The 24,612-nt window shown below is 68.5% G+C and carries 19 protein-coding genes; 13 read left to right on the top strand and 6 right to left on the bottom strand.

The features are described 5' to 3' along the window. The first annotated feature begins 60 nt into the window (after positions 1 to 60). Entirely contained in the window at positions 61 to 1,239 is a 1,179-nt protein-coding gene (locus HDA45_RS29450) for a glycoside hydrolase family 88/105 protein (RefSeq protein ID WP_184900745.1), read from the top strand. A gap of 54 nt (positions 1,240 to 1,293) precedes the next feature. Continuing rightward, complete coding sequence (locus tag HDA45_RS29445; RefSeq protein WP_184900744.1) at positions 1,294 to 2,298, top strand: winged helix-turn-helix domain-containing protein; 1,005 nt, start codon at positions 1,294 to 1,296, stop codon at positions 2,296 to 2,298. An 83-nt stretch (positions 2,299 to 2,381) separates the two neighbouring features. Here the strand turns inward: HDA45_RS29445 and HDA45_RS29440 are convergent, their stop codons facing one another. Next, positions 2,382 to 3,953, bottom strand: a complete 1,572-nt coding sequence (locus tag HDA45_RS29440) for an alkaline phosphatase D family protein (protein WP_184900742.1) — start codon at positions 3,951 to 3,953, stop codon at positions 2,382 to 2,384. Positions 3,954 to 3,996: 43 nt separating this feature from the next. Further along, on the bottom strand, positions 3,997 to 4,653 hold the full coding sequence (locus tag HDA45_RS29435; protein ID WP_184900740.1) for a hypothetical protein: 657 nt from the start codon (positions 4,651 to 4,653) through the stop codon (positions 3,997 to 3,999). 143 nt (positions 4,654 to 4,796) lie between these two features. On the opposite strand from HDA45_RS29435, the gene HDA45_RS29430 reads away from it, so the two are divergent. The 4 genes from HDA45_RS29430 to HDA45_RS29415 all read left to right on the top strand — a co-directional run bounded on the left by HDA45_RS29430 (position 4,797) and on the right by HDA45_RS29415 (position 11,944). After that, positions 4,797 to 7,748 (top strand): BTAD domain-containing putative transcriptional regulator, encoded by a 2,952-nt coding sequence (locus tag HDA45_RS29430; RefSeq protein ID WP_184900738.1) that lies wholly within the window; start codon positions 4,797 to 4,799, stop codon positions 7,746 to 7,748. 125 nt (positions 7,749 to 7,873) lie between these two features. After that, positions 7,874 to 9,094: a hypothetical protein gene (locus HDA45_RS29425; RefSeq protein WP_184900736.1), complete on the top strand. Its 1,221-nt coding sequence runs from the start codon at positions 7,874 to 7,876 to the stop codon at positions 9,092 to 9,094. A gap of 143 nt (positions 9,095 to 9,237) precedes the next feature. Then, positions 9,238 to 10,623 (top strand): FAD-binding oxidoreductase, encoded by a 1,386-nt coding sequence (locus HDA45_RS29420; protein ID WP_184900734.1) that lies wholly within the window; start codon positions 9,238 to 9,240, stop codon positions 10,621 to 10,623. Between the two features lie 97 nt (positions 10,624 to 10,720). Then, positions 10,721 to 11,944: a glycoside hydrolase family 88 protein gene (locus tag HDA45_RS29415; RefSeq protein WP_184900732.1), complete on the top strand. Its 1,224-nt coding sequence runs from the start codon at positions 10,721 to 10,723 to the stop codon at positions 11,942 to 11,944. A gap of 326 nt (positions 11,945 to 12,270) precedes the next feature. Here HDA45_RS29415 and HDA45_RS29410 read toward each other — a convergent pair whose 3' ends face one another. Next, positions 12,271 to 12,705: a DUF4396 domain-containing protein gene (locus HDA45_RS29410; protein WP_378317545.1), complete on the bottom strand. Its 435-nt coding sequence runs from the start codon at positions 12,703 to 12,705 to the stop codon at positions 12,271 to 12,273. 270 nt (positions 12,706 to 12,975) lie between these two features. On the opposite strand from HDA45_RS29410, the gene HDA45_RS29405 reads away from it, so the two are divergent. After that, positions 12,976 to 13,992 carry an autoinducer 2 ABC transporter substrate-binding protein gene (locus HDA45_RS29405; protein ID WP_184900728.1) on the top strand — a complete coding sequence of 339 codons (1,017 nt, stop codon included), beginning with the start codon at positions 12,976 to 12,978 and terminating at the stop codon, positions 13,990 to 13,992. Position 13,993: 1 nt separating this feature from the next. On the opposite strand, the gene HDA45_RS29400 is transcribed toward HDA45_RS29405, so the two are convergent. Then, entirely contained in the window at positions 13,994 to 15,214 is a 1,221-nt protein-coding gene (locus HDA45_RS29400; RefSeq protein ID WP_184900727.1) for a DUF6923 family protein, read from the bottom strand. A gap of 13 nt (positions 15,215 to 15,227) precedes the next feature. Continuing rightward, positions 15,228 to 15,992, bottom strand: coding sequence for a bestrophin-like domain (locus HDA45_RS29395; protein WP_184900725.1), 765 nt, complete (start codon positions 15,990 to 15,992; stop codon positions 15,228 to 15,230). A gap of 471 nt (positions 15,993 to 16,463) precedes the next feature. Between HDA45_RS29395 and HDA45_RS29390 the strand changes: the two genes are divergently transcribed. After that, positions 16,464 to 17,852, top strand: coding sequence for a family 2B encapsulin nanocompartment shell protein (locus HDA45_RS29390; RefSeq protein WP_343072187.1), 1,389 nt, complete (start codon positions 16,464 to 16,466; stop codon positions 17,850 to 17,852). Between the two features lie 11 nt (positions 17,853 to 17,863). After that, positions 17,864 to 18,889, top strand: a complete 1,026-nt coding sequence (locus HDA45_RS29385; protein WP_184900723.1) for a family 2 encapsulin nanocompartment cargo protein polyprenyl transferase — start codon at positions 17,864 to 17,866, stop codon at positions 18,887 to 18,889. A gap of 69 nt (positions 18,890 to 18,958) precedes the next feature. Here the strand turns inward: HDA45_RS29385 and HDA45_RS29380 are convergent, their stop codons facing one another. Continuing rightward, complete coding sequence (locus HDA45_RS29380) at positions 18,959 to 20,089, bottom strand: CapA family protein (protein WP_184900721.1); 1,131 nt, start codon at positions 20,087 to 20,089, stop codon at positions 18,959 to 18,961. A gap of 307 nt (positions 20,090 to 20,396) precedes the next feature. On the opposite strand from HDA45_RS29380, the gene HDA45_RS29375 reads away from it, so the two are divergent. Genes HDA45_RS29375 through HDA45_RS29360 form a run of 4 tightly spaced genes read left to right on the top strand, consistent with a single transcriptional unit; the run spans position 20,397 to position 24,563 of the window. Next, positions 20,397 to 21,371: a substrate-binding domain-containing protein gene (locus tag HDA45_RS29375; RefSeq protein WP_184900719.1), complete on the top strand. Its 975-nt coding sequence runs from the start codon at positions 20,397 to 20,399 to the stop codon at positions 21,369 to 21,371. Between the two features lie 20 nt (positions 21,372 to 21,391). Next, positions 21,392 to 22,924, top strand: a complete 1,533-nt coding sequence (locus HDA45_RS29370; protein WP_184900717.1) for a sugar ABC transporter ATP-binding protein — start codon at positions 21,392 to 21,394, stop codon at positions 22,922 to 22,924. Beyond that, positions 22,921 to 23,919 (top strand): ABC transporter permease subunit, encoded by a 999-nt coding sequence (locus HDA45_RS29365; RefSeq protein ID WP_184900716.1) that lies wholly within the window; start codon positions 22,921 to 22,923, stop codon positions 23,917 to 23,919. The genes HDA45_RS29370 and HDA45_RS29365 overlap by 4 nt, the downstream gene beginning before the upstream one ends. Further along, the gene (locus HDA45_RS29360) at positions 23,916 to 24,563 is read left to right on the top strand and encodes a FadR/GntR family transcriptional regulator (RefSeq protein WP_184900715.1); all 648 of its coding nucleotides are present in this window, start codon (positions 23,916 to 23,918) and stop codon (positions 24,561 to 24,563) included. The genes HDA45_RS29365 and HDA45_RS29360 overlap by 4 nt, the downstream gene beginning before the upstream one ends. Positions 24,564 to 24,612: the final 49 nt, after the last annotated feature.

The raw sequence follows: 24,612 nt of genomic DNA, 5'->3' as shown, positions 1-24,612 counted from the left end.
ACCCGAGTAGACGTTGTCCCATAAGGAAATACCGCAGTCCCGGCACGGGAAGGGCCTCGAATGTCACCGGATCCTCTTCGCGCGGCAGGGCTTTCGCGGCGCACGGTGCTGGCGGGCACCGCGGGCGCCCTCGGCGCGCTGGCCCTGCCCGGCACGGCGACCGCGGCACCGGTGGACTGGTCCCGCGCGGTCGTCGACTCGACGATGAAGCGCTACACCCCGGCCACGCTCGGCGGCTGGGGCTACACCCGCGGCCTCTACCTCTACGGCCAGTACCTCGTGTACCGGCGAACCGGTGAGAAGCCCTATCTCGACTACATCCTCGCCTGGTACGACCGGTTCGTCACCGAAAGCGGAATTTCCAACGGCTTCACCAACCTGGACGCCATGCGCTCCGGGCAGATGTTCCCCTTGCTGTACACCGAAACCGGGCAGGCGAAGTACAAGACGGCGGCGAAACAGCTGCGCGAGAAGTTCCCGTCCTATCCCCGGACGTCCGACGGCGGGATGTTCCACGCCACGGGCAAGACCGGGCAGCTGTGGGCGGACGGCGTGTACATGGCGCAGCCGTTCCTCGCCCTGTACGGCAAGACCTTCGGCGATCCCGCGTACTGCTACGAAGAAGCGGCGAAGAACGTCACCGTCTACTTCGACCGGCTCAAAGAGCCCACCAAGGGCCTGCTCTACCACGCCTACGACGAGGACGGCTCGGAACCGTGGGCCTCGGGCGACGGGCGGCATTCGAAGTACCACTGGGCCCGCGCGATCGGCTGGCTCGGGATGACGGCGATCGACCTCCTCGAGATCCTGCCCGCAGGCCATCCGCGACGGAAACGCCTCGTCGACATCGTCCGGTTCCTCGCGGCCGGCTACACCCGATGGCAGGACAGGGCTTCGGGCCGCTGGTTCCAGATCGTGGACAGGGGCGGCGACAAGGACAACTGGCTGGAGACCTCGGCCTCGGCGATGTACACGTTCCTGCTCTCGCGCGCGGTGGAGCGCGGCCACATCGGCGCCGAATACCGGCCGGTGGCCGCGAAGGGCCACACCGGGGTCTTGTCCCAGATCTCGGCCGGTGCCGATGGATTGGCGGATATCAAGAACATCTCCGAGGGCACCAATGTCGGCGACACCGCGTATTACTACGCACGTAAGCGCAACACCAACGATTTCCACGGTCTCGGCGCGTTCCTCATCATGAATGAGCAACTCGCTTTCCCGAGCGGTGCAGGGTATTGACCTGAGGCGCTAACATCGCGTGCTGCGACGCCCACTCCCAGGAGGGACGACCGGATGCGCGAGACGCCACCCCAGGCCTCTTATACCCGGCTCGAACTCGGTGACACCAGCACGCTCCCCGTCGGTGTGACGGTTTCCCCGCACATCTCACTGGTCTCGATGCTCGTCGAGGTCGTCGGCGGGTACGACCGCGGTCTGCCCGCCCCCTGGCGCCGCCAGGTGGGCTCGGCGATCCCCGAGCAGGGATACCGCGCGGCGAGCGCGCTCGCCCGCCGGGGGACCTCCGTCCAGCCGGACTTCATCGTGCCGATCAGTCCCGCCGCGGACGCTTCCGCCGCCGCCCAGACGGAAATGCTGCGCGACCTGGCGGAAACCGACGTCCTCAAGGGCCTGGAAGAGGTCTTCGGCGACCACCTGCCCCCGCAGTGGCGCCAGGCCGCCGACCATCCGAGACGCTGGGTCGCCTCGCTCGCGGACGCCTTCACCGCGACCCGGCTGGCGACCGAAAACCTGTGGACCAGGGCCCGCCCCCTGCTCGACCGCGAGATCGAACGGATCGGCGTCGCCTCCGTCCGAGGCGGGACGGACGCGGTGCTCGGCCTGCTGCGGCCTCATTTCCGGTTCAGCAACGGCTCCCTGCTGCTGCCCGACGCCGAACCGGCGCGGTACACCACCCGGGGCCGCAAGCTGATCCTCGTCCCGATGCTCGCCGGCTGCCGGTCGGTGGTGTCCAACTTCGACGAAGAGGACGCCATCTGGATCGGCTACCCCCTGCCCGGACTGGACGGCCTGCTCGAGAACGGCAAGCCCGAAGCGGCCCCCGGTGTCGACGGGCTCGATCTGGTCGTCGGCGCCCACCGCGCGAAACTGTTGCGGCACCTGGGAAAGCCCGCCCGGATGGGCGAGATCGCGAACCTGCTGTCCTGCGCCGCGAGCACCGCGACCTACCACTGTGAGCAGCTGGTCTCGGCGGGTCTGATCCAGCGGCACCGCGAGGGCCAGGTCGTCCTCGTCGTCCGGACGCCTCGCGGTGACGCGCTGGTGGATCTGCTGTCCTGAGCTGAAGGGGCCTTTCGTCGCATGCGACGCGGCGATGGGAGCTTTCACCACGTGACATGCGGGGAAAGTCCCCTTCAGCCTCCCTAGACCTTCTGCAGCCCCGGCTTACCGGCTTCGACGACGTAGCTGCGGTCCGCGGCCAAGGTCACCTTCGAGAAGTCGTACTCGCTGGTGTCCGAAACCGTCATGAAATCCGCCCGCATCTGCGTTTGCGAAGCCGTCACCCGGACATAACCGCGCTTTCCCCGGCAGTACTTGATGTGCGGGTTGTTCGAGAGCCACGCCGACGACGGATCGGTCGCGGTGTCGCTGTTGCTCGTGACCGAGGTCGTCACCAGTTCCGAACCGAACACCGGGTCGCTGTGGTTGAAGTAGTCGCGGCGCAGATCTGCCGCCCAGTGCCGGTGGACGTCACCGGTCAGCACGATCGGGTTCGGCACCTTACGGTCCACGATGCCCTTCGCGATCCGGTCGCGGGAGGCCTCGTAACCCTGCCAGGAGTCAGGGCTCTCGCAGGTCGCCTTGTTGCCGTCGCCGTCACGGGTGGCGAAGAAGACCTGCTGGCCCAGGAAGTCCCACTTCGCCGGCTTCGTCTCCAGCGCCTTCAGCAGCCACGCCTCCTGCGCGGTGCCGAGGATGCTGCGCGACGTCGACCGCATGTCGGTGCACGACGGCCCCGCCGAACCGGACGGGTCGGGCACCTGCGCGTTGCGGTACTGGCGGGTGTCGAGCATGTGGAACCGGGCGAGGTTGCCCCAGCCGAACTGCCGGTACAGGCGGATGGAGGCACCGCTCGGCTTGGCGGTGGACCGGATCGGCATGTTCTCGTAGAACGCCTGGAAACCGGCGGTCTTGCGCGCCGCAGTCGCCGGAGCGGTGGTGCCGTTCCAGTTGTTCATCACCTCGTGGTCGTCGAAGACCACGATCCACGGCGCCATCGCGTGCGCGTTCTGCAGATCGGCGTCGGTCTTGTGCTGGGCGTGCCGCGCGCGGTACTGCGCCAGCGACGTCACGTCGTCGGTGAAGGCCAGTTTGCGGGGGTTCCGTTCGGCGGCCGCGCGGCCGGACTTCTTCTCGTACATGTAGTCGCCGAGGAACAGCACCAGATCCGGGTCGTCGGCGAGCATGCCCTTGTACGAGTGGTACCAGCCCTCCTCCCAGTGCTGGCAGGAGGAGAAGCAGTACTTCAGCTGGTCGACGGCCGCACCGGCGGCGGGGGCGGTCCTGGTCCGGCCGACCGGCGAGATGTACCCGCCGGTCTTGAACCGGTAGAAGTACTCGCGTCCCGCCTCGAGCCCGGCCGGTTCGATGTGCACGCTGTGCCCGGAGGCGCGGGCCGCGGTCGCGGTGCCCTTCTGCACGACCGAGGAGAACGCCTGGTCGTTCGCGATCTCCCAGTCCACTGTGTACGCGGCGTCCGGCATACCGCCGAAACCGTCGGGGTTCAGCGGGGCGGGGGCGAGGCGCGTCCACAGCACGACGCTGTCCGGCAGGGGGTCACCGGAGGCGACACCGAGCTGGAACGGGTCGCGGATGGCGGGCGCCGCCGCCAGTGTTCTCGCGTTCGCCCACGAAGGCACCGTCGACGACAACGCCGCCGCCGAAACCGCCGCGGCTCCACCGAGGAGTACGGCCCGCCGGTTCACCTGACCCATGAGAATTCAACCTTTCGAAGTGGGGAAAGAACGGGGAGGGATTTCACGCGGCGTAATCGGTGAGGCCGCCGCTGCAGGCTTCGAGCGTCGGATTCGCGGAAGCGTTGGCGACGCAGACCTTGTAATAGACCCACGACCCCTTCGCGACCGGCACCGCCTTGTCGACGTGGGTGCCGTTGCCACCGGAAGCCCAGACGTAGAACGGGCCGGCGCCACCCTTCAGCCAGTAGGCGACCACGGCGGACTTGCCGTCGGCGTCCTTGTCGTAGACCAGGAAATGAGCATCCGATGAACGGAACTGCCCCTCACCGGCGCAGACGCCGGTGGAACATTCGGCGCTGCCGGTGCCGACCCCGCAGTCGGGCGCGATCCGCTGGTCGGAGCCGGTGTAGACGTAACCGTCCGAAATGTAGCCGCCGAGCGCGGGAATGTAGTCCCACAACGTCGTCTTGCCCAAGGGACCGGTGACCTCGGTCCCGATCGTCTGGCAATCGATGGTCACCGTGGCGCCGTTGGCCACCGTGCGCACCGCGGTCGAGGCGGTACTCGGGGCGCGGCGCACGTTCAGCGGGTCGCCCGCCGTCTTCACGGTCCCGGAGGCCGCGGCCAGCGCGGGAGTCGCGCCGGCGAGGCCGAAGGCACCCGCCGTCGCCAGCACGAGGAGGAAACCGGCGAGCCGCCGGACACTTGAACGCTTCATGGCTGCAGCGTCAACCGGCGTCGTACACGACCCGTACAAACCGGAACCGCTGTCTGCACATGCATGCGAATGGATCTAGCCAACCACGGCGGGACGGCAATATTATCGGCGGATATGGGGCTCCTGCCGTATTGGCGGTTTAGGTGACAATTCTCGGGTTTCGCGTTCTCGGTCCGCTCGAAGTGGCGGTGGACGGACAGGTGGTGCCGCTCGGCGGCCCCAAACCACGTCTGCTGCTCGCCGCTCTCCTGCTCCAACCCAATGTCGTCGTCTCCACCGAACTGCTGATCGAGGTCCTGTGGCCCTCGTCGGCTCCCCGTTCGGCGGCGGCGAACATCCGCACCTACGTCCATTCACTCCGCAAACGTCTCGCCGATCGCGATCCGGAACTGGGGGAACGCATCGGCAGCCGGGCATCCGGCTACATCCTGAAAACCACACCTGGGGAGATCGACCACATCAGCTTCGGCGAATTGGCCGCGCGGGCTCAGGAGGCACTCGGCCGCGGGGAGGCCGAATCCGCCCTCGACCTGCTGGATCAAGCCGAAGCGCTGTGGCGCGGCGAAGTCCTCGAAGGGCTCCCCCACGACCACGGCTGGGGCGCGACGGTGGCCCGGCTGACGGAACTCCGGCTCGCCGTCCAGGAACAGCGGCTGCGGGCGAGGATCGAACTCGGCAGGACCGCCGAGGCCGTCGCCGAACTGCGCGGCCTGGTCACCGAGCATCCGCTGCGCGAAGAGCTTTGGCAGCAGCTGATCGTCGCGCTGCGGGCCGACGGTCGCACGGCCGACGCGATCGAGGCGTACGAAACGGCGGAGAAGGTGCTGGCCGAGGAACTCGGCACCGAACCGGGACCGCGGCTGAGGGAATTGCGGGCCTCACTGGTCGTGACGCCGTCCGTGACCCCGGACGCGGTGGCCGTCGCCCTCGCCCGGCCGATGACGCCGGTCTGCCAGCTCCCGCTGGACCTGCCCGACTTCACCGGCCGCGACGAGGTCGTCGGCGAACTCGCGAGCCTGTTCCGCAAGCGTCGTGAGCAGGGGAAGCCCGCGATCGCGGTGCTTTCGGGGGCGCCGGGGGTCGGCAAGTCCTCGGTCGCGATCCGGGTGGCGCACGCGGTGCGGGAGGACTTCCCGGACGGTCAGCTGCACGTCGACCTCGCCGGGACGTCGTCCTCGCCCCGGCCCCCGATGACCGTGCTCGCCGAGTTGCTCCGCGCGCTGGGGATCCCCGACGCGGGGCTGCCCCGTGACCTTCCCGAACGCGCGGCGCTGCTGCGCTCCCGGCTGGCGAGCATGCGGATGTGCGTCGTCCTCGACGACGCGGGCAGCGCGGCGCAGGTCCGGCCGCTGCTGCCCGGCGCGGGCGCCTGCGCGGTGCTGATCACCAGCCGGGTGCGGATGCCCGATCTGGCCGGGGCCACCCCGTTCGACGTCGACCTCCTGCCCGAGGCCGAGGCCGCGACGCTGCTCGAAGGCATCGTCGGCACCGACAGGGTCGCCGCCGAGCCGGACTGCGCGGCCGCGATCCTGCGCCACTGCGGGTACCTGCCGCTGGCGATCCGGGTCGCGGGGGCCAAGCTCACCCACCGGCCCGGCTGGACACTGCGCGTGCTGGCGGACCGGTTACGCGACGAAAGACGAAGACTGGACGAGCTCCGGGTCGGCGATCTGGCCGTTCGCGCCAGTGTCACGCTCAGCTACGACCTCCTGCCGATGTCGGCGGCGACCGCGTTCCGCGGCCTCGGCGGACTCGGCTCGGTCCAATTCCCCGCCTGGGTGATCGCGGCGCTGCTCGGCCGCGCGCACGCCGACGACGTCCTCGACGTGCTGGTGGACGCCCATCTGGTCGAACTCATCGGCTCGGACGGCACCGGCGAACCCCGCTATCGCCTGCACGACCTGTTGCGGTGTTACGCCCTCGAACTGCGTGCGCAGGACGTCCCGACGAAGGCGCGCGACGCCACGAAACGGGTGCTGGAGGGCTATCTCGCGCTCGCGGTCGAAGCCGCGGACAGGCTGCCGATCCACTTCTTCGGGCTCTACCGGGACGACACGGCCGTCCAGCCCGCTCTCCCGCCGGGGACCGGTCGGCTGGTCGAGGATCCGGCCGCGTGGTTCGCCGCCGAGCGGCACACCTGCGTCGCCGCCGTCTCGCTGGCCGCGGACCTCGGTTTCGACGCGCTGGCCTGGCGCCTCGCCGCCGCGCTGGCGCCGTACTTCGACCAGCGCGGTCACCAGGACGACTGGCTGCAGACGCATGCCGTCGCACTGGCCGCCGCCCGCCGGTCCGGTGAGGTCCGAGGCGAGGCGATCATCCAGCGCAACCTCGGCCAGATCCAGCTGTACCAGGACAGTTACGCCGAGGCCCTGGTCGCGTTCGAGCAGTCGCAGCTGCTGTTCGACAAGATCGGCGACGCGCGGGGCGTGGCGATCGCGCTGGCCGGACTCGGCACCGTACTGCGGATCAAAGGCGAGGACACCGTCGCGCTGGAGCACTGTCACGCGGCGCTGGACCAGTTCTCGGCGGCCGGTGATCCGCACGGCGAGGCCGTCGCGCGGATCGCGATCGGCGCCGTCTGGCTGGCACGGCGCCGGTTCGCCGAAGCGGAACGGTGGTTCACCGAAGCGCTCGAGCAGTCGGCGGACATCGGCGACCGGCATCGGGAAGCGCACGCGTTGAAACGGCTCGCGATGCTGCGGCAGCATCAGGGCAATCTCGCCGGAGCGCGGGAACGGGTCGACAGGGCCATCGCGATCTTCGGCGAACTCGGCGACGACCATTGCGTCGGGTACGCGAACCAGAACCTCGGCGAGTTGTATCTGCACAGCGGCGATCTGGCCCACGCGCAACTGCTGCTGGTCAATTCGCTGAGCGTCCACCGGCGCAACGGGGACCGCCGGTCCGAGGCGGAGGTGTCGCAGTTGCTGGGAGAACTGCACGAGGCACTGAGCCAGCCAGAACGGTCGCGGACGTATTCGGAACGCGCGCTGGCGTTGTGGCGGGAACTCTCCGCGCGGCCGCAGGAATCCGCGCTCGCCTCGCGCCTGCAGGAGTCCGCCGAAGCCTCCTACGGCAAGCCCGCTTCCGCCTGATCCTCACTCAGCGAGACGGCACCCGGTAGCGATACCAGGTGCCGTCTCGCTTTTTGTATCGATCGTGTACACGTCCCGGCGAAGCTCCCTTCATAGCAACCGAGAGTGCTCGAAGGGAGACCGGAATGGTCCGGACCGTGAAGGCCCGCCGTGTGATGGCGGCCGTGCTGGCCATGGGGGCGGTCACCGCGCTGGCCGCCGGCCCCGCGAACGCGGCGCCTGAAGGAAGCTGGCGCGCCGATCTGTCCACTGTGGATGGTGACGACGTCAACGTCCGCAGCGACGGCGGCGTGCTCAGCCTGGAAAACGCCGCCTGGCACAGAAAACCCGACTCCATCGGCAGCCAGGGTTACCTGCTGCTGGCCGAGCGGAACCTGGGGAAGCCGGTGAACCGCGTCACCGCGCGGGTGACCGCCGACGCGCCGAAGGGCACCGAGGTCGAGGTCGACGTCCGCGGCAAGCTCAACGCCAACGACTGGACCGAGTGGACACCCGCCGAGGGTGGCGCCCAGCTGTCCACTTCGGTCTCCACCGTCCAGGTCCGCGTCGGACTGCGCACCTTGAACGACGGCGTGACCGCGAAGGTCAGCGACATCACCCTCCAGGGTGAGCTCGGCCCGCAGGTCAACGCGATCGGCGCGGCCGCGGCCCCGCTGACGTACAAGGTCTTCGGCACCCGTGAGGGTCTCGTCGGCGGCACCACCGCCAACGGGCACGTGATCAAGTCCCGCGACCACTTCGTCGCCCTGCCCTCGGGCCGCGGTCTGGCGCCCAAGAACACCGGCAACTACACCGTCCGGATCTGCCGCACCGACAACAGCCGCTGCGAGTACGCGCCGGTGTGGGACGTCGGCCCGTGGAACACCAAGGACGACTACTGGAACCCGTCGGCCACCCGTCAGATGTGGAAGAACCTGCCCCAGGGCAAGCCCGAAGCGCAGGCGGCGTACCAGGACGGCTACAACGGCGGCAAGGACGAGTTCGGCCGCAAGCCCGCGAACCCGGCGGGTATCGACCTCGCGGACGGCACCTTCTGGGACGGCCTGAAGATGACGGACAACGGCTGGGTCAACGTCTCCTACCTGTGGACCGGCTCCGGCCCGACCGGTGTCGTCAGCACGGCGGGCGACCCGATGAACGTCCGGGCGTCGGCGAGCACCACCGCGGCGATCAAGGGCCTCGCGGCCAACTACGCCAAGGTCAACATCGAGTGCTACGTCGAGGGTGACACCGTCACCGGCAAGTTCGGCACCAGCAACATCTGGGACCGGATCGGCCCGGGACACTACATCTCCGACACCTACCTGCAGACCGGATCGGATCTGCCGGTGGCGCCCAAGTGCTAGCAACCCCCTGAACGCGAAGGCCCGGCGTACCCCATAACGCCGGGCCTTCGCCCTTTCGGCCGCCCTTTCTCCCGTGCGAGTGGACCTTGAACCGGGCCGTCCGCCCTCGAGACTGTGCGGTAGCCACGACCTGAGGGGGTCCCATGAACACGCCCGAAACGACCGCGTTGCGCCGGAAGCTGTCCGGCACGGTGGTCACCGCCGCCGATCCGGGTTACGACACCGCCCGTGCCGTCTGGAACGGGGACATCGATCGGCGCCCGGCGGTGGTCGTCGAATGCGCCTGCCGCGAAGACGTCGTCACCGCCGTGGCCTTCGGCCGCGAGAAGGGCCTCGAGATCACCGTCCGGGGCGGCGGGCACAGTTTCAGCGGTTCCGCCGTGGTCGACGACGGCCTGATGATCGACCTCGGCGGGCTGCGGCGGGTCACCGTCGATCCGGCGGCCCGCACCGCGCTGGTCGGCGGTGGTGCCGTCTGGGCCGACGTCGACGAGGCGACGCAGCGGTACGGGCTCGCGACCGTCGGCGGCACGGTGAGCGACACCGGCGTCGGCGGTCTCACCCTCGGCGGCGGCTTCGGCTGGCTGACAGCGAAACACGGGCTCACGATCGACAACCTGCTTTCGGCGGAGGTCGTGACGGCCGACGGCCGGATCCTGCGGGCTTCCGAGGCGTCCCATCCGGATCTGTTCTGGGCGCTGCGCGGGGGCGGCGGGAACTTCGGCGTGGTCACGGAATTCGAGTTCCGGCTGCACCGCGTCGGCCTGGCCGAGGTCGGGATGTTCTTCTGGACGCTGGAAGACGCGCCCAAGGCGTTGCGCTTCGCGAAGGAGGTGATCGCGACGCTACCGCAGGGCACCGGCTCCATGCTCGTCGGGCTCAACGCGCCACCCGTGCCGTTCGTCCCGGCCGAGCATCACCACGCGCCGGGTCTCGCGCTGGTCGTCGCCGGCTTCGACGGCCCCGAACGGCACGCCCGGCTGATCGAGCGGATCCGGGGCGGGTTGCCCACCGCGTTCGAACTGGTCTCCCCGATGCCTTACGCGAACCTGCAGAAGTTGCTCGACCCGACAGCGCCCCGCGGCATCCTCGCCTACGAGAAATCGCTCTATGTCAGCTCGCTGTCCGAAGAGATCATCGACCTGATCGCCGCCCGCCTGCCGGACAAGGCGTCGCCGATGACGGTCATGCCGATCGTGCCGCTGCAGGACACGTTCTCGACGGTGCACGACGACGCGACCGCGTTCGGCGGGCCGCGGACGCCCGGATTCGTCGTCGGTTTCGCGGCCACCGCCCCGACCCCGGAACTCCTGGCCGCCGATCGCGTCTGGACGCGGGCACTGTGGGAAGAACTCCTGCCGCATTCCAACAACTACGGCGGCTACCTGAACTTCATGAACGAATACGACGAGGACAGGGTGCGCACGGCGTACGGCGCGGCGAAGTACGCGCGGCTGGCCGCGATCAAGACGGTGTACGACCCGGACAACGTGTTCCGGCACAACGCGAACATCCGTCCCGCTGAGTGAGGCTTTTGTATTCACAACCATGAATGGTCTTCACAAGCGCGTAATCGTCATGCGAAACTCCCGTGACGCATTTCCCACTGACGAATGGCGGGGCCTTGTGAGCGTTTCCCGGCGAACCCTGTTGACCCATGTTCCCGGCATCGCCGCCGTCGCGGCGACGGCGATCCCGTCCGTCGCCAGTGCGGCGGAGGAAGAAGCCGCCGGGCTGACGAGTTTCCGCCGGGCGGCCGATTACGCGGTGACCAAGCTGCGGGCCGTCGCGCCCGGCGTGAGCACCTTTCCGGAGATCACCCGGTTCGAGAAATGGACCTATTCCGCCAAAGGCGGCTGGATCGGCGGATTCTGGCCGGGCACATTGTGGCTCGCGTCGATCTACAGCGGCGATCCGCAATTCCGCGCCCTCGCGATGGCGTCCGCGGAAAAGCTCGCGCCGCGCCAGCACGAGACGAGCGATCACGACCTCGGATTCCTGTTCTACCCGTCGTGGGTGACCGGCTGGCGGCTCACCGGGGACGAGAAATGGCGCACCGGCGCGCTCACCGCCGCCGCGTCGCTCATCCAGCGCTACAACGAGAAAGGGAAGTTCATCCGGGCGTGGGGCGCGCTCGGCACGCCGGGCAACGCGGGCCGGGTCATCGTCGACACGATGATGAACCTGGACCTGCTCACCTTCGCGAGCAAGCAGACCGGCGACCGGAAATACCTCGACATCGCCGTCTCGCACGCGAAGACCACCGAGCGCGTCTTCCTGCGCCCGGACGGTTCGACCCCGCACGTCTTCGACTTCAACCCCGACACCGGCGCCGAGATCGGCCCGAATTCCGTGCAGGGCTACAGCCCGACGTCCTGCTGGTCGCGCGGTCAGGCCTGGGCGATCTACGGCTTCACCACGATGTACCGGCGCTCCGGCGACCCGCTGTTCCTGCGGACCGCGCAGCGGCTGGCGGACTTCGCGCTCCGCTCCCTGACCCCGGACAACGTCCCGGTGTGGGACTACCTCGCCCCGCAGGCGCCGCACGACATCAAGGACTCCTCCGCCGGAGCCGTGATGGCGTGCGGACTGCTCGACCTGGCGAAGGTCGCGAACCGGCCGCACTACCGCGAGGCGGCGATCCGGATCCTCACCGCGTTGTGCGACACCTGCCTGACCACGAAGTCCACCCGCGCCGAGGCGATCGTGGCGCGGGGCACGCGCAACCGTCCGTCGGAGGACGGCGTCGAGGTTTCGTTGCCGTACGCGGACTACTACCTGCTGGAGGGCATCCTGCGAGTGCTGATGCCGAAGGAGATCGACAAGGCGATCGACCTCTCGGCCGGCTAACTCCCGGAGGACTGGTGCGGCCGGTGGTCGGTCCGGGGCGTGAGTGGAGCAGGGCTCCGGTGTCGTCGGGTGAGGCCGTGTGGAAATAGGGACGTTGAATGTCCCTATTTCCACACACCCCTTCCGGGCCCGTCACCGGCACCGCGGCCGAAGCGCCACCCGCCCCGCTTGCCAACCGTGACAAGTGCCGCTCCGGAAGAGCGTGTAACGGGTTGGTCGGCGAACCGGTATCGCCTACCTACCGGGCCACGTCGCGAAAGCCACTTTCGGGACGTCTGATGTCCCGAAAGTGGCTTTCGCGACACTCGAAACGGCTGGCAGGCGACTCAGTGCGCGTGGCCACCGTGGTGCGCGTGGACCTTCGCGTGGCCCAGGCCGCGCCCGATCATCCACTTGTTCACCGGCACCGTCAGCACGAACGCGACGGCCAGCGAGAACGCCAGCGCGCCCCAGAACAGCGGGCTCGCGAGCCCGGCCTCCATGGCACCCGGCACCACCAGCATGACCCCGTTGTCGACGATCTCCATGACCGCGATCGACACGGTGTCCGCGGCCAGCGCCACCTTCAGCGCGGTGGCGAACGGCAGACCCGACTTCAGCACGCCGCGCATGGTCAGCGCGTAACCGAAGACGAACGCGAGCGCCACCGCCAGGATGATCGTCGCCAGATTGCCCAAGCCGAGCGCCGTGCCGATCACCATGCCGAGGACCTCACCGATCGCACAGCCGGTGAGGCAGTGCAGGGTCGCCGACGCCGCCATCGACCAGCTTGCTCCATGCCGTGTCTCGTTCATGCGGGGAAATATACCCCCCACCCGTATATGTGGCGCAGTGACACGCGTCTCCCGGTCGCTGACCGTCACCCCCGTGGGCCGACCCGGTAATCGGACCAGGTCGATGAACTCACTTCCGTAACCCTTTGCGCTCATCCGGTTGACCGGGGTAACCGAAGACCTTAGTTTCGCCGGAGGTCTCCACCGCGCGAAGACCGATCGGCTGGTTTCAGGTGGTTCCGTGACTATGGGGTGGAGATGCGAGGGCCGACCAAGACGCTCGTCGTGGCCACTGTGCTCGCTTTGGGCATGGTGTTCGGGCTGACCGGCTGTGCGAGTGAAGACCCGGAGGGGATGGCCGCCAGGCCGATCCGGATCGCGTTCGTGCCGAAGGTCGCGGGCATCCCGTACTTCGAGGCGATGAACACCGGCGGGATCGCCGCGGCCAAGCAACTCGGTGTCGAATGGACCTCGACGGGACCGGCCACGGTGGACCCCGCCGCGCAGGTCTCGATCGTGCGCGGCCTCGTCGACCAGCGGGTGGACGTCATCGCGATCGCCCCGAACGATCCCAAGGCGATGGCGCCGGCGATCACCGACGCGCGCGCCAAGGGTGTCCATGTGATCACTTCGGACACCGACGCGCCCGGCACCGATCGCGAGCTCTTCGTCAACCAGGCGACCCCCGACGGCATCGGCAAGGCGCTCACCGACGCCTTGATGAAGAAGATGGGCGGCGCGGGCAAGTACGCGATCGTCTCCTGCGGCGAGACCGCCGAGAACCTCAACGCGTGGATCGCCGTTCAGCGTGCGTATACCACTACGGAGTATCCCCATGCGCAACTCGTCGAGACGGTCTACGCCGGCGAGGACAAGGACAACGCCACCGCGCTGGCCAAGGACCTGATGGTCAAGTACCCGGACCTCACCGGCCTGGTCGGCGAGTGCACGACGTCCGCGCCCGGGGTCGCCGAGGCGGTCCGTTCGCAACAGAAGATCGGCCGCGTCTTCACCGTCGGCGTCGGCACGCCGCAGGCGATCAAGCCGTACCTGTTGGACGGTTCCTCGTCGCTTTCGGTGCTGTGGAACGTCGAATCACTCGGCTACCTCACCGCTTGGGCCGGCAAGCAGATCGCCGAAGGCAAGCCGCTCGGCGCGTCGAACAAGGTCAACCTCGAGCTCCCGGCGATCAAGTACGAGGAAGCCACGAAGACAGTGCTGCTCGGCGACCCGCTGCTGATCACGCGCGAGAACGTGGACCAGTTCAAGTACTGACTCACCGGGCCCGCCGCACGGCACCCGCCGCCGCTCCGCCGCCGAGGATCAGGACCAGCGCGGTCAAACCCCATCGGCGCTTCTCCTTCGTCCGGGCGTGCGGGTCGGTGTCCGCCGCGGTCTCCCGTTCCCGGGGAGGAGCCGCACGGCTCGGCTTCGGCACCGGAACGGGTGCCGGCGGCGGTGGGACCACCTTGGGCGCGGTCGTCGGACTCGGCGAAGGCGTGGGCGTGGGGCTCGGTGTCGGGACAGGACTGGATGACGACGTCGGCGCGGGGCTCGGTGTCGGCGCGGGGACGGGCGTGGGAGTCGGGGACGGCGTGGGTGTCGGAGTGGGTGTCGGAGTGGGTGTCGGGGTCGGCGTCGGCTTGGGCGGTTCCGGTTTCGGCGGCTCGGGAGCTTCGGGCACGGTGAGGCAGCCCGCCGCGTCCGAACCCGCCAGCGGCGCACCGGAAAGCACCTTGGTCACCTGCCCGCCGCGATCCAGGCGGTAGAGCACACTGCGCCCGCCGATCCGGTTCGCCGTGGCGTACAGGGCACCGTCGCGGGCGAGCACGACGGAACCGTAGACGTCGGCGGGCGGGAACCGGGCGTCGTCGGCTTCCCGGACCTTTCCCGACGCCGGATCGATGGTGATCACCGCGCCTTTTCCGCGCCAGGTGGTGGAAACGCCGTAGAGCAGTCCGTTGTGGTAGGCGAAATCGTTGACGTCGTGGGCGAGGGTGATCGGCCGCAGGAACACCGTCCGGATCACCCGCAGGTACCGCTCCCCCGGCGTCAGATCCACTGTGTACAGCGTGCCGTTCCTGAGCAGGTACCAGGAGTTGCCGCCGATCGCGCCGGCGGTCACCCCCGCGACGGGGCTCCACACCGGCAGCCGGTTCCCGGCGCGGGTGATCGGGCCGAGGTCCCGGGTTTCGCCGTCGCGATCGATCGTCACCGCGTGCGCACCCCGGCTGAGTCCTTCGGCGACACCGAAGACCAGATCGCGTGTCGCCGAGTAACCGAGCGCGTTGAGCCGGTACCCCGCGTCGGTCACCCGCGAGGTGGTCCCCGAACCGACATCGAGCCAGCGCAGCTTCGACTTCCCGTGCGACCCGGTCTCCGCCTGCACCACCAGGCAGGATTCGGCGGCGCGCGCGGCCATCGGGGCCAGCAGCGCCGACGCCCCGACCAGCCCGGCGACGGCGGCCGTCGCCGCCGCCCGTGTCACTCCGTCCACGGTGCCCGCCTGCTCAAGCGATCCTCGCCAGCGCGGCGGTGAACGCGTCGGGCGGGATCCGCACCCCGCCGCCGAACGGGTTCTGCAGCTGGTAGATCGCGAACAACAGCAGCGTGACCGTCCCGGCCAGAGTGGACACGATCACCAGATGCGCGGCCAGCCGGGTGCCGCCGAACAGGTTGGGCAGCAGCACCGAGATGAGACTGCCGAGAATGAGCGCGAACCAGACGACGCCGCCGACCTTGCCGCCCTCGACCGCGTTGAGCCGGTTTTGCCGGGCTTCGTAGACCTGCCAGAGCTGGGTGGCCGCCTCGGCCTTGCGCTCGCGGACCCAGTCGTCGTCCGAAGGGGCCTTGTCCACGGCCTTGCGCAACAGATCGAGCTGAGTCCAGCCGGTGTCGGGGACGGTCTCCCCGCCGCCGGCCATCTCCGGCCACTCCTTCTGCTCGACCGTGGTGATGTACTCCGCGCTCAGCTTCCGGACCTCGTCCTTGACCTCGGTCCCCAGTGAATCGGCGGCCCAGACGGCGGCGACCAGGCTGTCCGCCTCGTGGTACGAGCCGTCCCTCGCCGCGCTCGCGGAGTCGAAGAGGGAGATCAGGATGAACGCGACCAGGACGGCGTGGAGCCCGCCGACGATGGTGAACACCTGGCCGGCGGCGTCGTTGTTGTCGGGCCGCCCTTCGTCCCAGCCGAACTTGCGGACGAGGTAGCCGACGAACCCCGCGCCCACCGCGGCCCCGACGACCCAGGCGATGCCGGTCAGGTAAATACCCATTCGACTCCTTACGCCGTGAAGACTGCTGAAACTAGTTCACGCTTCACCTGATCGAAAAGAGGCGTTGAATCAATTCATACCGGCGGCGGATGAGAAAAAGTCGATCATCACCTTCTCGGCCCAATTTCTCATTCCGCGAAACGATTTCCGATACGCGCCGGAAAGTCACGTCACCGGTCGGAGAGCCCCGCTTCACGACCGAGTGAGGATCCGCCACGAGACGTCACCGACGTCGCCGTATACCGACATTTCTCGCAGCTTCGTCGCCCGAACGGCCGTCGCGGGCGGACGCGTCCGGCCCAATCCGGCAAACAGGTGAACATCCCCCGAGACCCGTTCGAGTGTTTGTCCGGGCATTACCGCTTGCTATGTTGACGTTGCGCCTACCCCGATCGAATGGGTATCCGCGAATTGTGAGAACAGCAGTTCACCAGGGCGGATTACCCGCCACGACGATAGGTGGATTTCTCGGTGACGATCACGGACAACCCGCAACTGAGCCTCGGCAAAGCCGCCGCTCGCACGCTGGCCACGACCACGAAGTCCGTCCCGCAGATGCAGGGCATCTCGTCGCGATGGCTGCTGAGAGTGCTGCCGTGGGTCCAGGTGTCGGGCGGTGCGTACCGGGTCAACCGCCGGTTGAGCTACTCCGTCGGCGACGGACGGGTCACCTTCACCACCGCCGGCACCGAGGTCCGGGTGATCCCGCCGGAACTGGGCGAACTCCCGCCACTGAGGGGTTTCGACGACGAAGAGGTGCTGGCCGAACTCGCCGGCCGGTTCGTCCAACGGGAACTGTCCCCCGGCGACACTCTGACGGAATTCGGCCACCGGGCCGACCAGGTGTTCCTGATCGCGCACGGGAAGATCGACAAGATCGGTGTCGGCGCGTACGGCGACGAGACCGTCTTAGGCGTCCTCGCCGACGGCGGCCATTTCGGATCGCAAGTCCTGGTCGACGACGGCGCGATCTGGGAGTTCACCGCGAAGGCGGTGACGTCCTGCACCGTGCTTTCCCTGTCGCGCAGTGCTTTCGCCGACATCGTGGAGCGCTCGGACGCGTTGCGCGACCATCTCGGCGGGTTCTCGTCCGGCGGGTCGCGAGCGAGCAACGACCACGGTGAAGCGTTGATCGACGTCGCGTCGGGTCACGACGGCGAACCGCTCCTTCCCGGCACCTTCGTCGACTACGAGACCAAACCGCGCGAGTACGAACTCAGCGTCGCCCAAACCGTCCTGCGGGTGCACACCCGGGTCGCCGACCTCTACAACCAGCCGATGGACCAGGTCGAGCAGCAGCTGCGGCTGACCATCGAGGCGCTGCGCGAGCGGCAGGAACACGAGCTGATCAACAACACCGGCTTCGGTCTCCTGCACAACGCGGACTTCTCCCAGCGCATCCACACCCGCACCGGCCCGCCGACACCGGACGACCTCGACGAGCTGCTCGCCTTGGTGTGGAAGGACCCCGGTTTCTTCCTCGCGCATCCGCGGACGATCGCCGCGTTCAGCCGGGAATGCAGCAAACGGGGTCTCTATCCGGACCCCGTCGACCTGGACGGCCACCAGGTCCCGTCCTGGCGCGGGATCCCGATCCTGCCGTGCGACAAGATCCCCGTCACCGAGACCAGCACCAGTTCGATCCTCCTGATGCGGACCGGCGAGGACACGCAAGGTGTCGTCGGCCTGCACCAGCTCGGGCTGCCCGACGAGTACCAGCCCGGGCTGAACGTCCGCTTCATGGGGATCAGCGAACAGGCGATCCTCTCGTACCTGGTGAGCGCGTATTACTCGGCGGCTGTCCTGGTCCCCGACGCCCTGGGGATCTTGGAGAACGCCGAACTCGGACGCGAAGGCTGAAAGGAAGTCCGTTGACGACCATCGACACCAGCACCGGCGCCAGGACGGGCGCCGAAGTCCTGACGTGGAGCCGGAATCTGCTCGACCCGGCGCTGCGCGAGGCCGTCGGCGGGCTTCCCGAGTCGATGCGGCTCATCGCCGGTTACCACTTCGGCTGGTGGGACGAGCACGGCCGTCCGTCCACTTCGGACGGCGGGAAGGCGTTGCGGCCCGCGCTCGCGCTGCTGTCGGCGCGGGCGGTCGGCGGTGACGCCGAAGTCGCCGTCCCGGTGGGAGTCGCGGTGGAGCTGGTGCACAACTTCTCGTTGCTGCACGACGACGTGATGGACCGCGACACCACCCGGCGGCACCGGCCGACGGCCTGGACCGTCTTCGGCACCGGCGCCGCGATCCTCGCCGGGGACGCCCTGCTGTGCCGGGCCTTCGAGTTGCTGGCGCCGTTCGGGCAGACCGCGCTGCGGGTGCTGAGCACGGCCGTGATCGACCTGCTGGAAGGACAGAGCGCGGATCTGAAGTTCGAAGAACGCGGTGACGTCGACACCGCCGAATGCGTACGCATGGCCGAGGGGAAGACCGGCGCGTTGCTCGGGGCGTCGTGCACGCTCGGCGCGCTCGCCGGGGAAGGGAGGCAGGATCAGGTGGACCGGCTGACCGAGTACGGGAGGGCACTCGGGCTGGCGTTCCAGCACATCGACGATCTCCTCGGGATCTGGGGCGATCCGGAAGTGACCGGGAAACCGGTCCACTCGGATCTCTCCAACCGGAAGAAGTCCCTGCCGGTGGTGGCCGCGCTCCACTCCGGCACGGATGCCGGTCGAGAACTGGATGCCTTGTACCGCAAGGAAAACCTCGACGTCGCGGAATTGCCCCACGCGGCGGAGCTGGTGGAACGGGCGGGTGGCCGGGCCTGGAGCCAGGAGCAGGCCGACGCGCTCCTGACCGGCGCGCTGCACCATCTCGCCGTCTCGGACCCGGTGCCCCGCCCAGGCACCGAGCTCGCGGCCCTCGCGAAACTGGTGGTACGGCGACGATATTGAAGTCGGGCGCGGAGAAGGCACGGGTGGGCCGGACGAACGGCTCGGCCCGCCCGTGTCCTCGCCCGGGGGTCAGCGACCGGGACGGGTCAGGCCCTGGTCTCCGGCGCCACGGCTGAGGACGACCTCGTCGGTGGCCTTGAGCGCGTCCGCCCCGGCGTCCCCGGTCTGTCCCGCGGTCAGATCGAGCAGCCGGATCGGCGGACCGAGCTGGACCAGCGTCGGGACGTACTCGGCCTTGTCGACCTTCCAGCGCTCGCCGTCCCGCACGAACCGGAACCGCGCCGCGGCGCCCTGTTCGGTCGAGCCCTTCGGCTCCGAATGCCGGGCGACGCTGTTGCCGAGGCCGTAGGCGACCCATTTGCCGTTGATCTGCTCGAAGGGCTGCACGACGTGCGCGTGGTGACCGATGATCAGGTCGATCGAGTCGTCGCCGAGGAGTTTCTTCGCCAGTGAGCGCTGTTCGGCGGTCGGGTCGTGCTGGTACTCGGTGCCCCAGTGCAGGCTCGCGAGGACGACCTGGGCGCCCGCCTTCCGCGCGGCCTTGGCCTGGGCGATCACGTCTTCGGCGTCGATCTGGTTGACCAGCCAGGGCTTCCCCGAGGGCACCTTGATCCCGTTGAACCCGTAGGAGAAGGAGATCTGGGCGACCTTGACGCCCTTGACGTCGACGATCAGCGGCTTCTTCGCTTCTTCGGCCGAGCGCGCCGAACCGGTGTGCTTGATCCCCGCCTCGTCGAGTTTGTCGAGCGTCCGCGTCGCGCCGTCCACGCCCTGGTCGATCGTGTGGTTGGACGCCGTCGAGCAGTTGTCGTACCCGGTGTCCTTGAGCGCGTCGACGATCTCGGGCGGCGCACTGAACGACGGGTAGCCGCTATACGGCCCACCCTTCGGCGCGAGCGGCGTCTCGAGATGACAGATGCCGAGGTCGGCGCCGGAGATCAGCGGTTTGATCCCGGCGAGGAGCGGCCGGTAGTCGATCTTCCCGCCACCGTCCTCCTTGGCCTGCTCGGTCAGCGCCGGATGGATCAGCACGTCGCCGGTCGCGACCACGGTGAACGCGCCGTCGGGCGCCTGGCTCGCCTGCGCCGGCGCTTCGGAGGTGGCAGGCGGCTGCTGCTGTTCGGGAGTGGAACCGCACGCGGCGAGCAGCAGGGCCGTGCTGAGGAGTGCGGCGCTTTGACGGGCGCGGGAGCTGAACATCGGTTCCCTCGATCGGGTGACAAGTCTCTTCATCCTGCCTTACGGCAAACGGGCGCGACACTCAACCAAAGTCAACAACAACGATCGGACAAACTTCCGACAAGTTCCACAGGACCGATCGCCAGGCCAGAGGCTGCCCGACAGGCGATTAGTACGACCACAGCCCTTTTTCGTGACCAGATCGCGCCTTGACGTCACCTGGAAGAGTGATTAGTAATACGAGTCACACTCTTCCGCTTCGTCCTGGGAGCATTCGATGTCCACAGCTTCGCACAGGTCCCTGCCCTGGCGCCTTGTTGGTTCTTGTTTGATCGCCGGTGTCGTGTTGACCGGTTGCTCGTCCGGGAAGGACGCCGCCGCGCCACCGCAGCAGGCACCCGCGAGCGGCAAGGTCACCCTGTTCTATCTGCAGAAACAGGGCGACCAGCAGTACTTCGTCGAGCAGGCGCAGGGCGCGCAGGAGAAGGCGAAGGAACTGGGCGTCGAACTCAAGGTCGTCAACCTCGGGCAGGACGCCAACAAGGCGATCACCGAACTCGACGCCGCGGTCGCCCAGGGCGCCAACGGCATCGCGATCGTCGTCCCGGACCAGGCCATCGGCCCGCAGGTGCTCGACAAGGCGAAGAGCTCGGGCATCCCGATCATCGCTTCCGACGACGTGATCAAGGACGGCGGCGGGACGAAGTCGCCGTTCGTGGGCTTCAACGGCTCCCAGATGGGCGATTCGGTCGGCAAGGAGGCCGCGAAGCTGTTCAAGGCGGCGGGCTGGACCGCGGCCGACACCAAGATCATCAGCGCCTACAAGCAGGACCTGACCGTGTGCTCGGACCGCGTCTCCGCGGCGAAGGCCGCTTTCGACAAAGACGCTGGTGCGCAGGTCCCGGTGATCGAGGTCGGCACCGACAACACCCCGGTGGACGCGCAGAACCGCACCGGCGCGGTGATCGGCTCGAACCCGGGCGTCAAGCACTGGGTGGTGTGGGGCTGCAACGACGAGAACGAGACCGGCGCCGTGACCGCGCTGGCGAACTCGGGCGTCGCCTCGGGCGACATCATCGGCGTCGGCCTCGGGGCCTACCTGACCTGCAAAGACTGGGCCGCGGGCAAGGAGACCGGCAACAAGTCGGCGCTGTTCATCTCCGGCGCCGAGGTCGGCCGCACCGCGATCCAGCTGCTGGTGGACAAGGTGAAGAACTCGAAGGATCTGCCGCCGGAGACGATCGCGAAGACCCAGATCGTCACCAAGGACAACTACAAGCAGGCCGGCGTCAACTGCATCTGATCCCGCGTGGAGGCGTTTCCATGGCCACATCCGAACCCGCGGCGGTGCTGACCGCCGAAGGGATCAGCAAACGGTTCTCCGGGGTGACCGCGCTCGACGGCGTCACCCTGGACTTCCGGCCCGGCGAGGTCCTCGCGCTGATGGGCGAGAACGGGGCGGGCAAGTCCACCCTGCTGCGGGTGCTGTCGGGCGATCACGGTCCCGATGACGGGCATCTGCTGGTCGACGGCGGTCCCGTGGCGTTCGACAGTCCGCGGGCCGCGATGGCCGCCGGGATCCGGGTGATCTACCAGGAGCCGGAGATCATCCCGCACGTTTCGGTGGCGGAGAACGTCTTCGTCGGTGAACTGCCCGCGCGCGGACGGCTGGTCAACCGCCGGACCCTGCACCGGATGACCCAGGACGCGTTGCGGGAATACGGATTCGAGGGCGTGCTGGATCCGGAGACGCTCGGGAGCAGGCTGTCCCCCGCGCAACGGCAGCTGGTCGAGATCCTGCGGGTGCTCACCGCCGCGACGCCGCCGAAGGTGATCGCGTTCGACGAGCCGACGTCGTCGCTTTCCGAGCACGAGGTCGACGCGCTGTTCGCGCTCATCCGGCGGCTGCGCGACAGCGGGGTGGCGGTCGTCTACGTCTCGCACCGGATGAAGGAGATCTTCCAGCTCGCCGATCGCGTGGCGGTGTTGCGCGACGGAAACCTGATCGGGGTCGAGGACGCGGCGTCCACCGACGAGAGCAGGCTGGTGCGCATGATGATCGGCCGCGATCTGTCCACTTTGGAGCGACGGGCCACCCAGGAGACCGGCCGGGTCGTGCTGCGGCTCGACCGGGTCACCACCGACGACGTCACCGACATCTCCCTGGAGGTCCGCGCGGGCGAGGTCGTCTGCCTCGCCGGACTGGTCGGCGCCGGGCGCTCGGAACTCGCGCACGCGATCGTCGGCGATCTGCCGGTGCGCTCGGGAACCGTCGAACTGGACGGGAAAGCGTTGCGTGCCCGCACTCCCGGCGACGCGGTCAAGGCGGGGATCGGGTTCGCGCCGGAGGAACGCAAAACCGACGCGTTGCTGATGCAGCGGTCCGTGCGGGACAACGTCTCCATCGCGGTGCTAGACCGGCTGCGCCGGTTCCGGGTGGTGCGCCGCGCCAAGGAACGCGAACTCGTCGACGAATACGTCCGTGAACTGCGCGTGCGGACGCCGTCGATCGAGCAGGAGGTGCGCAAGCTCTCCGGCGGCAACCAGCAGAAGACCGTCCTCGCGCGCTGGCTCGCGCGGCGCCCGAAACTGCTGATCCTCGACGAGCCGACGCGCGGGGTCGACGTCGGCGCGAAGGCCGAGATCTACCGGATCATCGACGGTCTCGCCGCCGAAGGCATCGCCCTCCTGGTGATCTCCTCCGACCTTCCCGAGGTGCTGAGCCTCGCCGACCGGATCGTCGTCCTGCGCGCGGGCCGGGTCGCCGGCGAGCTCGGACGCGACGACGCGAGTGAAGAAGCCGTGCTGACTTTGGCCATCCCGGCCACCGAAGACACTGAGGAGATCGCCTCGTGACCACCCTCGCCCAACCGGTGTCACCGTTCCGCCGGACGGTGACCGCGATCGGCGTGCAGAACTCGAGCCTGCTGCTCACCCTGATCGCGCTGGTGATCCTGATGAGCTCGCTCAACGAAAACTTCCTCCGCACCAACAACCTGCTGCTGATCGGCAGCGCGATCACCATCATGGGCCTGCTCTCACTCGTGCAGACCCTGGTGATCATCCTCGGCGCGCTGGACATCTCGGTCGGCTCGATGGCCGGGCTGGCTTCGGTGGTGTCGGCGATGGTGTTCACCTCGACCGGGAGTTCCGCTGTCGGCACCCTCGCCGCGGTCGGCGTCGGCGTGGTGTGCGGGCTGATGAACGGCATGATCATCATCTTCGGCCGGGTCAACCCCGTGGTCGCGACGCTGGCGATGCTGGCGACGTACAAGGGCATCGCGCAGGTGATCTCGGACGGCAAGGCACAGGGTTACACCGGCGCCGACGACCTGTTCATCTTCCTGGCCAAGGGTTCCATCGCCGGGCTGCCGACGCTGGTGTGGGTGTTCCTGATCGTCGCGGCCGTGCTGCACTTCCTGTTGCGCTACACCGACATCGGCCGCAACATCTACGCCATCGGCGGCAACGACACCGCCGCACGGCTGGCCGGGATCAACATCAACCGCTACATCATCGGCGTCTACGCGCTCGTCGGCGTGGTCGCGGCGATCGCGGGCCTGCTGATCACCGCGCGCACCGGATCCGGGCAGCCGACGTCGGGTTCGGAGGGGCTCGAACTGCTCGCCGTCACCGGCGCCGCACTCGGCGGCACGATGCTCAAGGGCGGCAAGGGATCCATCATCAGCACCGTACTGGCGGTAATCATCCTCGGCGTGCTCAACAACGGGATGTCCGGGCTCGGCGTCAACCCGTTCTGGCAGAACATGGCCACCGGGACGCTGCTCGTCGTGGCCGTCGTGCTCCAGCAGGTCCGGGGCGGGGAACGCCGGGTCGGTCTGCCCGTATGACACGACATGCCCGGATCGTCGACGAACTGGGCAGGCTGATCGTCTCCGGTGCCTTCGGGGCGGAGCAGCCGATCGTGCCGGAGGACATCGGGCGCCGGTTCTCCGCGTCACGCACCGTGGTGCGGGAAGCGTTGCGAGTACTGGAAACCAAGGGCATGGTCGCGGCGCGGCCGCGAGTCGGTACCTGGACGCGGCCGCCGGAACACTGGGACGCGATCGATCCGGACGTCATCGCCTGGCGGGTCGCCGGGCCCGAACGCTCCCGTCAGCTGGCGGAACTGTTCGAACTCCGGCTGGCGATCGAACCGCAAGCGGCGAGAATGGCCGCGTGGCACCGTCGACCGGACGAACTCGCGGTCCTCGTCGCGACGTACGGCCTGATGGCCGACGCCGCCGACCTCCGGGCTTTCCAGGAGGCGGACAGGGCCTTCCACGCGGCCCTGCTCCGCGCTTCCGGCAACGCCTTGATCGCGCAATTGCGCGTTCCGGTCGTGGCGGCGCTCGAAGAGATCCCCGGCGACGACGTGCTGGCCGCCCATTCGCGGGTGGTGGCGATGGTGCTCGGGAAGAACGCCGACGGCGCGGAGTCCGCGACGCGGCGTTTGCTGGAAACCTTCGCCCCGGCTGCCCCTGACCGCGTTTAGTCCTCTGAATGCGGTCCTTGCACGCGCAACTACCGCAACCAGAGGACGA

The organism is Amycolatopsis umgeniensis (assembly GCF_014205155.1).
GTDB lineage: Bacteria > Actinomycetota > Actinomycetes > Mycobacteriales > Pseudonocardiaceae > Amycolatopsis > Amycolatopsis umgeniensis.
The sequence above is the reverse complement of the archived record's forward strand: the minus strand, read 5'-3'. Positions and strand labels throughout refer to the sequence as shown.